This is a genomic window from Streptomyces sp. LUP30, from assembly GCF_001746365.1.
GTDB lineage: Bacteria > Actinomycetota > Actinomycetes > Streptomycetales > Streptomycetaceae > Streptomyces.
Map to the genome: position 1 here is coordinate 1 of NZ_MJAJ01000041.1, position 12,234 is coordinate 12,234.

General features: G+C 73.3%; 8 protein-coding genes. 3 read left to right on the forward strand and 5 right to left on the reverse strand.

Annotated elements, in window-relative coordinates; all coding sequences use genetic code 11:
* Positions 1 to 276 precede the first annotated feature (276 nt).
* Positions 277 to 753 carry an Lrp/AsnC family transcriptional regulator gene (locus tag BG482_RS27940; protein WP_069771928.1) on the reverse strand — a complete coding sequence of 159 codons (477 nt, stop codon included), beginning with the start codon at positions 751 to 753 and terminating at the stop codon, positions 277 to 279.
* Between the two features lie 400 nt (positions 754 to 1,153).
* On the opposite strand from BG482_RS27940, the gene BG482_RS27945 reads away from it, so the two are divergent.
* Positions 1,154 to 2,665, forward strand: coding sequence for an FUSC family protein (locus BG482_RS27945; protein WP_069771929.1), 1,512 nt, complete (start codon positions 1,154 to 1,156; stop codon positions 2,663 to 2,665).
* Positions 2,666 to 2,781: 116 nt separating this feature from the next.
* A complete protein-coding gene (locus tag BG482_RS27950) occupies positions 2,782 to 3,822 on the forward strand; it encodes a lactonase family protein (protein ID WP_069771930.1) in 1,041 nt (346 codons plus the stop codon).
* Positions 3,823 to 3,966: 144 nt separating this feature from the next.
* Here BG482_RS27950 and BG482_RS27955 read toward each other — a convergent pair whose 3' ends face one another.
* Positions 3,967 to 4,890 (reverse strand): sirohydrochlorin chelatase, encoded by a 924-nt coding sequence (locus BG482_RS27955; RefSeq protein WP_107450785.1) that lies wholly within the window; start codon positions 4,888 to 4,890, stop codon positions 3,967 to 3,969.
* 188 nt (positions 4,891 to 5,078) lie between these two features.
* Entirely contained in the window at positions 5,079 to 6,080 is a 1,002-nt protein-coding gene (locus BG482_RS27960) for an N-acetylglucosamine kinase (protein WP_256096490.1), read from the reverse strand.
* A 294-nt stretch (positions 6,081 to 6,374) separates the two neighbouring features.
* Between BG482_RS27960 and BG482_RS27965 the strand changes: the two genes are divergently transcribed.
* On the forward strand, positions 6,375 to 7,052 hold the full coding sequence (locus BG482_RS27965) for a uracil-DNA glycosylase (protein ID WP_069771931.1): 678 nt from the start codon (positions 6,375 to 6,377) through the stop codon (positions 7,050 to 7,052).
* 138 nt (positions 7,053 to 7,190) lie between these two features.
* On the opposite strand, the gene BG482_RS27970 is transcribed toward BG482_RS27965, so the two are convergent.
* Positions 7,191 to 10,385, reverse strand: coding sequence for an RICIN domain-containing protein (locus BG482_RS27970; RefSeq protein WP_069771932.1), 3,195 nt, complete (start codon positions 10,383 to 10,385; stop codon positions 7,191 to 7,193).
* A gap of 85 nt (positions 10,386 to 10,470) precedes the next feature.
* Entirely contained in the window at positions 10,471 to 12,234 is a 1,764-nt protein-coding gene (locus tag BG482_RS27975) for an amylo-alpha-1,6-glucosidase (protein ID WP_069771933.1), read from the reverse strand.

Genomic DNA, 12,234 nt, shown 5'->3' on the forward strand with positions numbered 1-12,234 from the left:
CGCGGCCGCAGCGGCGGGGCCAAGAGCGGCGGCGGGACGAAGGGCGGCGGGAGCCGGCGGGGCACCGGCGGCGGAAAGCCCCGTCGACGCTCGTAGCGCGCCGGGGCTGTGCGACCGGCCGAGCCGGCAGGTCGGCGAGGGCGCCGAGGGCGGCCGGGACGAGTGACATGCCCGTGTTGCGTGCGACGGCCGTGCCGTCCACGTACCGCGTTCCGACGCCGCCCCCGAAGGGCGCCGCGAGATGACTGCACCGGTCTCGGGGCAGCGCCGGGCAGGCTACTTCGCGGCCGCCCGCCCGATCGACTCCACCAGGGGCAGCAGCCGGTGCGGCACCCGCTCGCGCAGCGCCACCTCGGTGCGGGTGCGCACCACGCCGGGCAGGCTGATGAGCTTCTGGACCACGTCCTCCAGATGCTCGTTGTCGCGCGCCACGACCCGGGTGACGAGATCGCCGCCGCCGGTGACGGAGAACGCCTCGACGATCTCCGGCACGGAGGCCAGCGCTTCGCCCACGTCGTCCAGGTGGCCCTGGGTGACCTCGATGTGCACGAACGCGAGCACGGGATGGCCCAGTGCGGCGGGCGAGAGCGACGGTCCGGTGCCGGTGATCACGCCGTCGCGTTCCAGCCGGTCGAGACGGGCCTGCACGGTGCCGCGCGCGATGCCGAGGAGACGGGCGTACTCGCGCACGCTGGTGCGCGGCTGCTCCAGCAGCAGACGCAGGATGCGGGTGTCCAGCTCGTCCACCGCCATGTCGTCGCCCGTCCCTTCCCTCGTGCCCCTCGTGCGCGCGATCAGCGCGACAGTACCAACGCCCCGGCGCGGCGCGGCGCGGCGCGGCGCGGCGCGAGCGGGCCGAGGCGAGCGAGGCGATCGAGGTGAGCGCAGGGTCGGGTCGCCGCGACGGCCGAGCCGGTCTTGACGCAGGGCGGGTGGGCCGTTGGCCGACCGCCGGTCGGGCCGGTGGGATCGTGACTGGGCCATTGGCACAGTCCTGCCGCCTTCGGTTGAACCACCAGCCCATCAGATGCTGAGATGGGCGGGTCGATGGCGCTGCGGACTCCGCGGCGCCTTTCGCATGTTCGTTTCGAGGGTCGTGTCACAGGACGCGGGACCGCGGTGGCGCATCAGGGTGGGGAAAGGGCGGGGCAGCTTGCTGAAGAGGGCGTTCACGGCACCGGATCCGGGGCGGGTGCGACTGAGGTTCGCGACCCGGGCCGTGCTCGGCATCGGACTGGCCGTCGCGCTGTGCGGAGCGGCCGGACACACCCTGGCGGCGGCCGTCACCGGTGGGCTGGCCGCGCTGCTCGCACTGTTCACGGTGACCGACGCGACGGTGCGCGGGCAGGCCGTGACGACCGCGCTGCTGCCCGTCGTCGGGCTCCCGGTGCTCACTCTCGCGGCCTTCCTGCACGACGTCCCCGTCGTCCGCGACCTCGCCTTCCTCGCCGTGGTCGGCGCGGGAGGCTACGCACGCCGGTGGGGTCCGCGCGGTCACTCGCTCGGGGTGTTCGCCTTCATGACCTTCTTCGCCGCGCAGTTCCTGCACACCGTCCCCGCGCGGCTGCCCGAGCTCTACGCGGCCGTGGCGCTGTCGTTGGCGGCGTCGTCGGCGGTGCGGTTCGGGGCGTGGTGCTACGAGCGGCGCTCGCCGGCGCCGGCCGCCCTCATCCCGCCTGCCGGCGGAACCGGGCTCGCGCGCATCACGACCCGGCAGGCCGTGCAGGCCACCGCGGGCGCGGGGATCGCCCTCGTCGTCGGACAGGCCCTCTCCGACCAGCGCTGGTACTGGGCCGTGGGCGCGACCTGGTGGGTGTTCGTGAACACCGCCTCACGCGGCGAGACGCTGGTCCGCGGGTTCCGGAGGTTCCTGGGAACCGTCCTCGGGATCGCCCTGGGGCTCGTGGTGGCCGTGCCCCTGCACGGCGAGCCGGTGGCGTCCGCCGTGGTGGTCGCGATCGCCGTCTTCGGGATCTTCTACACGGCCGCCGTCTCCTACACCTGGATGATGCTCTCCGTCACCGTCATGGCCAGCGCGCTGTACGGCCTGCTCGGCCTGCTCGACCCCGCTCTGCTGGCCCTGCGGGCGGCGGAGACGGCGGTGGGAGCCCTGGGCGCCGTGCTGGCGGTGCTGCTGGTGCTCCCGGTCACCACGCACTCCGTCACGGACGCCTGGGTCGAGCGCGCGCTGCGCTGCGTGCACGTCTGCGCCGCCGAGGCCGCGGCGCGGCTCGCCGGCTCCCCGACGGCGGACCCGGCGCCGCGGGTGGCCGAGCTGGAGCAGATCCTCGCGCGGGTCCGCCTGTCGCTGGCCCCGCTCGTGCATCCGCTCAGCCCTCTGCGGGCGCGCAAGGGACGGGCGCGGCACGTACTCGCGCTGCTCGACGACTGCGCCCGCGAGGTGCGGGGGCTGACCGCGGTCGCCGCGGACCCGGAGGCCTCGCACGACGCCCGGCTCGTCGCCGCCTGCCGGCGGGTGGAGACCGCGGTCGAGGCGCTCACCGCCCCCTCGACCGGCGGCGGACGCGGCCCGGCGCGGACCGCCGCCGCACCGCGCAGCACGCCCACCGAGCCGGTGCTGGCTCATCTGCACGCCCTGGAACAGGCGCTCCTCGAACTCGCCGGGCCACTCCGCGGCTCCGGCCGCGCTCCCCTCGGGGCCTGAGCGTCCGGCTCGAGGGCGGGCGAGCGTGCCTGGTCTAGACCGCTGGTGATCGGCTGCTACCGTCACCCCGAGCAGCAGCGTCAGCAGCGGCAGCGGCGACCCGGGAGGGGACAGCGGTGGCAGACCTCGGCGGAAGGCGACGACGCGCGTTCATCGGCTCGTTCACGGCGGCTGGAGGGCCCGGGATCGTGGCCGCCGCCGTGGATCCGGCCAGTGGAGCGCTGACCGTCCTGAGCAGGGTGAACGGCGTTCCCGACCCTTCCTACCTCGCCCTGTCCGCCACCGGGGAGACGCTGTACGCGGTCAGCGAGACCGCGGACGGCGCGGTGGCCGCCTACCGGGTGACCGGCGACGTGCCGGAGCCCGCGGGCCCGCCGGTGCCGGTGAACGGCAGCGGCCCCACCCATCTGAGCGTGTTCGACGGCCACGTCCTCACCGCCAACTACGGCTCGGGCAGCGTCACCGCCGTCCCGGTCCGCGCGGACGGCACCCTGGCCCGCGTCGCCTCCGGCGTCCTGCGGCACACCGGGGCCGGCCCCCACACGCGGCGCCAGCAGGGGCCGCACGCCCACCAGGTGCAGCCCGACCCGAGCGGCCGCTGGGCGGTCAGCGTGGACCTCGGGACGGACTCCGTGCGGGTGTGCGCCCTGCGCGACGGCAGCCCCGTCCTGCACCGGGAGCACGCGCTGCGCCCCGGCTCCGGCCCACGCCACCTGGCTTTCCACCCCGGGGGCCGGTACGCCTACGTCGTCAACGAACTCACCCCGACCGTCACCGTGTGCCGCTGGGACGCCGCGGACGGCTCGCTGAAGCCGCTGGCCGAGGCCGCGGTGCTGCCCGCCGCGCCGGCCGGGGACGCCTACCCCTCCGGCCTCGCCGTCTCGCCCGACGGGCGGTTCGTCTGGACGGCGACCCGCGGCGAGGACGTCCTCTCGGTGTTCGCCGTGGAGGGCGACGGGGAGGCGCTGCGGCTGGTCGGAACCGTGCCCTGCGCCGGGCACTGGCCCCGGGCGGTCGCCGAGTCCGGCGGCTTCCTCTATGTCGCGAACGAGCGCTCCGGCGACGTCACCTGGTTCGGCCTGGACCCGTCGACCGGCGTGCCCCGGCGCGGCGGTTCGATCGCGGTCCCCGCCGCGTCCTGCGTCGTCCTCGGCTGAGCTCCGGCCGCCGCCCGTCGACGCCCTCCTCCCGGAAACCGCCCCGAGCCGCCGCCGGGGGATCCGACCGCCGTCACAGACGCGTAGGGCCCGCTCCTCACCCGGAGCGGGCCCTACGCGTCTGATGGCGTCCTAACGGCTGTCTCAACGGACCGGCGCACCCTGCGGCTGCGGCGGCGCGATGCCGAGGGCGGTCGTGTACTTGCCCAGCGCGAGCTTGCCGATGGCCGGGTACGGGCCGAGTGCGTCGGCGGCAGGGCAGCCGGCTTCCCTGGCCGCCTCGTCGATCAGCGTGGCGTCGATCTCCGGGCCGATCAGGTACGGCGCCAGCGCGAGCTGCTGCGAGCCGGAGGAGCGCAGCTGCTCCGCGACGGAGGCGATGGAACCCTCCTGGTCGAGGGCCGCCGCCATGACCGGCACGGCGAGGCGCGCGGCCAGCAGCATGCCGGTGATCCCGGCGGCCTGCACGGCCTCCTCGCCGCCCACGGACGCCAGGATGATGCCGTCGGCGGCCGTGGCCACGGTGAACAGCCGGGCGCGGTCCGCGCGGGCCAGACCCGCCTCGGACAGCCGTACGTGCAGCGCCTCGGCGAGCAGCGGGTGCGGGCCGAGCACGTCGGTCAGTTCGGCCGCGATGCGGCTCTCCATGACGGCCTGGCGGACCTGGCGCAGCAGCGCGCTGTCGGGGCCGGCCAGCAGCGGCACGACCACGGCGACCGGGCCGTCGGGCTCCTTGACGTCCAGACCGGCGGCACGGGCCTGCTCGAAGCGGGCCGTGCGCTCGTCGGCGGCGTGCACCAGCACGGACTGCAGGGAGGGGAACTGGGCGTCCTCCCCGTCGAGGTAGCCGATGCGCGCGTCGAGGCCGGGGAGCTCGGAGCGGGCGATGCTCACGATCTCCTCGGCGAGGCCGCGGGTGGCGGCGCCGGGCGTGCCCGGTACCGCGAGGACGAGCGCCGGCGCGCCCTCGGGAGCCGCCAGAGGCTCGGGTCGGCGGTGCCGCCCGGGCTGGCGAGGTCGCGGCATTCGTACTGGCAGGCCGGACGCGGGCCCAGTGGGGGAGCTCATGGCGTGGCATGTTACTGGCTTCTTGGGCTCCCTTGTTCGGGGAGGGTGCACGTGAGCGGTATCCGTCCGCTTTTGTCTGATGAGTTACGTACGGATCAGAAGTGATCAGCGTGTTTTCCGGGCGACTTGCCCCCGGAGGGAGTAATCCCCCTTTTGCGGGGTGACGTACGTTCCCTGCGCATGACGCGTTACGGGTGGTGCGTCACCGAGAGCAGTGTGTCCTCGTACGGCCAGGCGAACGTGTCCGTCGCCAGCGCCAGGGCGACGCGCAGGGCGCCGTCCAGCGGGTCGCCCTCGGCGGGCGCCCGCCGGGCGTGCGGCAGCGCTCTCGCCAGCTCCGCCTCCAACGGGACGAGGAGAGGAGCGCCGATCTCGAACAGCCCGCCGGTGAGGGCGATCAGGGGTTCTCCGTCCGGCGGGCACACCGTGGCCGCCGACTCGGCCATGTGCCGGGCCGCCGCACGCAGGACGCCCGCGGCGACCGGGTCGTCCTTCGCGCAGGCAGCCACGCACGGAGCGAAGGACGCGAGCACGGCCGGGCGGTCCGAGCGCGGATAGAGCAGCCCCGGCAGCCCCGGGAGCGGGCCGAACCTCTCCTTCGCCCGGGCCAGCAGCGCGACCGAGCCGCCGGGACGCCCGTCGTGGGCGCGCAGCGCGGCTTCCAGTCCGGCGCGTCCGATCCAGGCGCCGCTCCCGCAGTCGCCCAGCAGATGCCCCCAGCCGTCCGCCCGCTGCCACGCCGTCAGGTCCGTGCCGATGGCGATCAGACCGGTGCCCGCGACCACCACCGCACCGGGCCGCGAGCCGAGCGCACCGACGTAGGCGGTGACGGCGTCGGCGACGAGCGCGGTCGTACGGACCCCGAACTCCCGCGCCAGGGCGGCCGGGAGCTCGGCGCGCAGCGCCTCGCCCAGCGTGCCGAGTCCGGCGGCGCCCACGACGGCCGTGGCCGGCGGCGGGGCGCCGGTGTCGGCCGCCAACGCCCTCACCAGGGGCGCCAGCCGGGCCAGCAGGTCATCGGGGTCGATGCCCCGCGCACCGGTGCGCACGGGCCCCGGCGTCGAACGCCGGCCCAGGGTGCCCCGCTCCGTGGTTCCCAGGGCGACCCGCAGCCCGGAGCCGCCCGAGTCGACGGCGAGCACGCCGGCGCCGCTCACGCCGGGGACGCCCGGACCGGTGCCGGCGCTCACGGCGGGCACCCGCCGACCGGTCGACCGCCGTGCGGGATCGCGAGACCGCCGGCTCGGTCGAGGGCAGTGGCCGGACAGGGCCGGCCAGGGGGGCGGCCAGGGCGGAGCGGCTCGCACACCGGACGGAACAAGCTCTCCTCCTTCCCGGCGGCCTTCCCGGCGACTGGTGGGCGGTCTGCTCGACCGGCCCGCAGCTCCCGGCGCGCAGGAAGGGTAGCGTCCGGGAGCCGGCCCCTGTGCTCAGACTTCCCCGCGCATGCAGGGAGTCCGTGTGTGCCAGTAGAGTGACGCGCCGTGGCACCACGACCCTTGCACGAACTTGTCGAAGCAGGCTGGGCGAAGGCCCTCGACCCTGCGGCCGAACGCATCGCGGCCATGGGGGACTTCCTCCGGGCCGAGATAGCGGCCGGCCGGACCTATCTTCCGTCCGGGGCGAATGTCCTGCGGGCCTTCCAGCAGCCCTTCGACGACGTGCGCGTCCTGATCGTCGGCCAGGATCCCTACCCCACGCCGGGGATGGCGATCGGGTTGAGCTTCGCGGTCTCGCCGGAGGTGCGTTCGCTGCCGGGCAGTCTGGAGAACATCTTCCGCGAGATGCACTCCGACCTCGGGCTGCCCAGGCCGTCGAACGGGGATCTGACGCCGTGGGCGCAGCAGGGTGTGCTGTTGCTCAACAGGGCGCTCACCACCGCGCCGCGCAGCCCGGGGGCTCACCGCGGCAAGGGCTGGGAGGAGGTCACGGAGCAGGCGATCAGGGCGTTGGCCGGGCGTGGCAAGCCGCTGGTGTCGATCCTGTGGGGACGGGACGCGCGTAATCTGCGGCCGCTGCTCGGGGATCTGCCCGCGATCGAGTCCGCGCACCCGTCCCCGATGTCGGCGGACCGCGGCTTCTTCGGCTCCCGCCCGTTCAGCAGGGCGAACGACCTGCTGGTCGGGCAGGGGGCCGCGCCCGTGGACTGGCGCCTGCCGTAGGCGGCCAGGGGCCCGCCCGCGGATCCGTCCGCCCGGCGGTACGACGAGGATCCGCCCCGACGCGAAGAGCGTCGGCCCGCCGGATCGTGCCGGCGGGCCGACGCCCCTCGTCTGCCGTTCGCGGTGGCGCGCGTCGGGTCAGTCCTTGCCGCTGAGCCGCCAGATCTGGTTCTTCTTGGTGGTCAGGGCGCTCGCCGCGTCGCACGTCCACTGGTGGACGAGGGCGCCGGGGGCGGTGGAGACGGTGCTGACGTCGACGCACTTGCCGCTGTGCACGGCGACGAGCTGGTAGTCGTGGCTGTTGCCGAGCACGGTCACCGCCCTGAGCGTGAAGCGCTGGTTGGCGCCGTTGAGGCAGGTCCACTGCTGGACGGCGGCGCCGTCGGCCGTCGACAGGGCCGAGACGTCCAGGCACTTGCCGCTGGAGTGGTTGACGACGGTGTAGGTGTCGGTCGTGCCGGTGACGGCGTGGAAGTCGAAGATCTGCTCCTGTCCGCCTGCGCAGGTGTTCTGCTGGTACTGGGCGCCGTTGGCGGTGGACCGGCCGGGGTCTTCGAGGCAGAGCCCGCTGTGCTGGGCGACGGCCGTGGAGGAGAAGCCGGACGGGGCGCCGATGTGCAGGCTCGTCGGGGCGAAGGAGACCTGGTCGAGGTGGGGCGCGGAGCTGGACCGCATGGGCTGTCCGATGTCGGTGCCGCCGCCGGAGTAGACCTTGCCGATGGTGGTGCCGTCCCAGTTGAACAGCTGTGAGGCGGTGAACTTCACGGCGTTGGCGCCCTTGGCGAGCGTGACGGGCACCGTGTAGTCCTGGAACTGGTTCCAGTGCAGGGTGCTGGCGAAGTTGACGCGGGTGGCCGCGCCGCCGTTGACGCTGACGTCGGCGTGCTCGGCGTACAGGTCGGGGTTGTAGTGGTTGGAGGGCAGTTCCTCGGCGTTGGCGTAGCGCATGGTCATGGCGTAGGCGCCGGCCGAGGGCGCGTCGACGTCGAGGGTGAGGGAGTTGGCGGGTCCGTTGCCGATGCCGGTGACGACGCCGCCGTCGGCCTGGCTGTAGGTGGTGTCGACGGCCGCGGTGCCGGTGAGAGTGCCGTTCTCCGCCTGGTAGGTGACGACGTTGCCGGTGGTGACGGCGTCGGTGGCGCTGAACGGGGTGACGGCCAGGTCGTCCAGAGCGAGGGTGCCGCTGGTGCCGGTCACCCTGACCTTGTTGATGCCGCCGCTGAGGTGGACCCGGTCGGCGGAGGTGGACCAGGCGCCGGTCGTCGCGCCGGAGAGGGTCTGGTCGTCGACCGCCTTGCCGTTGACGGTGAGGTCGGCCTGGCCGGTGTTGCGGTAGCGGGCGGTCAGGTCCGCGTATCCGTCCCGTGCGGAGTAGACCCAGAACGTGGCGGACTTGCCGGAGGTGAGGTTCACCGCGCCCGCGCCGGACTGGCCCTGCGCGGTGTAGGTGGCGGTGCCGCTGTCGGAGAGGTCGGCCTGCTCCGCCTCGTAGAGCGTGGTGCCCTGGACGGCGGCGTCCTTGTACCGCAGGTCGATCTTGTCGATGATGGCGTCCCCGGCGGTCTTCGCACCGTTGTCGCCGGTGGTGGCCAGGGTGATGGTGTGGCTGCCGGCGGTCAGGTGCACGGTGGTGTCAGCGTGCCCCCACACGACCCACTGGAAGCCGACCGGTATGTCGATCCTGGTCGAGGCGCCGCCGTCGACGCGTGCGTACACGTTCGTCGGGCCCGTGACGTCGGCGGCCTTGGCGTAGCTGTTGCCGAACACCGACAGGTCGTAGTCGCCCGTGGTGGGGACGGAGACGGGGAAGGAGATCACGGTGCTGGAGCCGGTGCGCAGGCCTCCGACGTCCTTGGTGCCGGAGGTGGCGAACTTGCCGACGTTGCCGGTGGTGCCCTCGGTGTTGATGTTGTAGCCGCTGCCGCTGAGCGTGGCGTTCTCGGCTTCGTACGTGCCCGTCCAGGTGCTGTCGGAGGCGGTGCCGCTGCCGGCGCCGCCCGGGGAGACGATCACCTCGTACGCGGACATCGCGTCGAGGGTGATGGGCAGGGTGATCGAACCGTCGGAGCCCACGGCGACGTCGGCGTCGGAGAGCCGGGTCGGGGTGGCGGCCGCGCCGAGGTAGCCGCTGTAGCGGTCCTGGAACACGCTGACGTGCACGGTGCCGCCGAAGACCGCGGGGTCGATGTTCTTGATCACCGTGCTGGACGCGCCACTGGTGCCGCCGCCCGCGAGGATGACGCGGGCCTGCTTCCTGGCCGTGTCGAGGCTCGCCAGACCCTGGAGGGTGTACGCGGCACCGGCCCCGGTGCTCGTCACCTTGACGGTGTTGCCGCCCTTCATGGAGCTGTACCAGTTGTACAGCCACCACTGGGCGTTGGGCGTGTTCTGGGCCGCGGCGGAGTCGCCGAGGTTGCCGTTGATGTTCCAGTACGGCAGGTTGCCGTCGACCTTCTCGTCCTCGATGCCCGCGATCCACTGGACCATCTGGCCGGGGTCGGTCAGGTGGTAGCGGTGGGCGTACTCGTTGAGGTTGACGGTGATCGGGGAGGTGATCCCCGCGGCGGTCTCCACCGCGCGGTAGGCGTCGACGGTGCTGCGGACGGCCGCCGGGCTGCCCAGGGTGTGCCAGGTGACGACGTCGGGCAGGCAGTTGTTGGCCTTGCAGTAGGTGAGGAAGCCGTTGAGGGCGGAGGTGGAGTAGCTGGAGGTGTTGGGCCCCGCCAGCCGTGCCGCGGGCCAGATGCCCTTGATGAAGTCGTAGGTCTGGCGCCACTCGGAGTTGAAGCCGGCCAGCGCCGTCGAGTTGGAGTTCATGCCGCTGAACCAGTTCAGGTCCGGTTCGTTGTAGGGGATGAAGACGATGTGGCTCGCGTACGGGCTGGCCATCGCCTGCTCGACCTGGGTCTTCATGGTCGCCTGGTAGGCCGCGTAGCTCGCGCGCTCGTAGTTCGCGCGGTACACGTCCGTCATGTAGATCAGGATGTCCCCGCCGCCGCTGTCGGCGAACGGCTTGGCGATCTCCAGGGCGTCCGAGCCGGGGTGCTGCTGTCCGTCCTGGTACTTGGTGTTGGTGGTCTTGAGCCCCATCCCCTCGATGAGGTTGTTCGTCGGCACGTCCGGTCCGTACAGGCCGTACAGCGCACCGGAGGCGCCGCCGCGGAAAGCCCCGGTGCTGTTGCCCAGGTCGACGGTGAGGGTGGGGGTGGCGGCGGAGGCCGACGGTGCCGACAGGACGGTGACACCGGCTACGACGGTCAGCGGGAGGAGTGTGCTGGTGACGCCGCGGAGAAGACGTCGGGTGACCGAGCGTCTTTGCCCGATTCGTGCCATGTTCGTGCGTCCCTTCAGGGATGGGGCTGATTGCTGTTGCGCCGGCCCCCGTGCCGGACGTGTGGGTGAGGTGCCGCCCGCGGTTTCAGGCGACGGTGGCGTCGGACACGGCGTCCGCGCGGCGGTGGTGGTGGTCGCGGGCCAGCATCAGGTAGCTGCTGGCCGTCCACGTGTAGGCGCGGTCGCGCAGTCCCCGCCCCGTCAGGGCGTCGAAGTTCTCGGCGAAGCCGGACGTCTCGCACAGGGCGCGGAAGCGGGCGCTGATCTCGTCCGCGAGATGTGCGTGACCGGCACGGCGCAGGCCGTCCTCGATGAGGACCGTGGCGGGGGCCCAGATCGGTCCGCGCCAGTAGCCGTCGGGCTCGTAGTGAGGGGAGGAGGGGTGTTCGGTGGCCAGGCCGAAAGGGGTGAGGTGGGCGTCGATCCGTTCGGCCAGCCGGTCGCGGACCGGGTGGGGCAGACGGTCGCCGAGCACGATCGGCATCAGGTCGAGCAGGCTGGCGCTGGGGGTGCGGGCTCCGCCGAGGGCCGGGCGGCTCAGGAACCGCTCGCCGTCCCACAACTCGTCCAGTAGGGCGACCTGGAGGGCGTCGGCTGTCCCGGCGCGGCGGCGGGCGTCGTCCGGGAAGCCCAGTTCGGCGGCCAGCCGGGCCAGTTCCTCGAGCTGGAGGATCAGCACGGCGGCGAGGTCGGGGGTGACGGCCACCCTTGCCGGGTCGAAGGTGGTGGCGTTGTCCCAGCCGCTGTCGTTCCCGTGCTGGTAGTGGGGCAGGGACGCGCCGGGTGCGCGGCGGGCGGTGAGCCAGAAGTCCGTCCACCGTGCCAACCTGCCGTAGATCTCGACGAGATCCTTCCGGCTGAGGGGTTCCGGTAGCCGTCTGCGCAGGTGGGACAACGTCCAGCCGTGGATGGGCGGTTTGACGTAGTTGTACAGGACCTCGGAGTGGGTGACGGAGTCGGGCAGCGCTCCCGACTCGTCCTGGTGGTCGAAGGGCAGGGAGAACTGGTCCCAGGCGACGCCGGGGGAACCGGGGGCCAGCGCGAGGGCGTTGAAGCAGTGGTCCCAGCTCCAGACCTTGTCCATCCAGTGCTTGGACATCAGCACCGCGGGCCGGGTGACCAGGCCCGCCGGGCGGACCGTCGCCGACCACAGGACGTACGCGGCGAGTTCGGCGGCCGGTGTCTCGAACGAGCGCCACGGGGCGACCTCGTCGGCGAACTCGGCGAACGACCGACGCGCGGCCTCCACGACCTCGCCGAAGACCGCCGACGGGCGGTAGGGCTGTCGTGCACTGTCGAATTCCTCGACCGCGACCTCCCACGCCCCGTCCGCCCCGGCGGCGGTGACCGTGAGACCGCGCTCACCGGCGCCCAGGGTCTGGGAACCGGTCACCTCGGCGACCGTGCCGGACAGCACGGTGATCCGGTAGCGGCGGCCGGTCTCGTAGGAGCTGAACGTGTGGGCGTCGTCCACCGGGTCGCGGTAGAAGTAGGTTCCGCTGAAAGGCGTCAGGGCGTTCGCCGCCGCGGTCACGCGCAGGCCCAGCCCCGTGCCCTGCACGCGCACGGTGTCCGGCGACTCGTAGGCGAGGTCGATGCGGTCGTTCGCGGCGGTCCAGCTGAGCAGGGACGGCGTCGCGCGCACGGCGGTCTCCGCCCGCTCGCCCGTCGCCGCGTCGAGGGGGACGAGGCGCAGGACGGCGTGCATGCCGTTCTGGTGCGAGACGAGGTGGAGATCCTCGGCACGCGTCTTCTCCGCCAGCACGGGAGAGATGCCGAACCAGGATCCGTAGGTGCTGAAAGGGATGTCGTGGACGGAGAAGTCCGGGCCAGGCGGGGCGGCGGTCAT

Excerpts from the sequence above, each read along its gene's own strand:
- BG482_RS27975 (WP_069771933.1), bottom strand. The coding sequence starts at position 12,234 with ATGACCGCCGCCCCGCCTGGCCCGGACTTCTCCGTCCACGACATCCCT.
- BG482_RS27955 (WP_107450785.1), bottom strand. The coding sequence starts at position 4,890 with ATGAGCTCCCCCACTGGGCCCGCGTCCGGCCTGCCAGTACGAATGCCG.
- BG482_RS27940 (WP_069771928.1), bottom strand. The coding sequence starts at position 753 with ATGGCGGTGGACGAGCTGGACACCCGCATCCTGCGTCTGCTGCTGGAG.
- BG482_RS27970 (WP_069771932.1), bottom strand. The coding sequence starts at position 10,385 with ATGGCACGAATCGGGCAAAGACGCTCGGTCACCCGACGTCTTCTCCGC.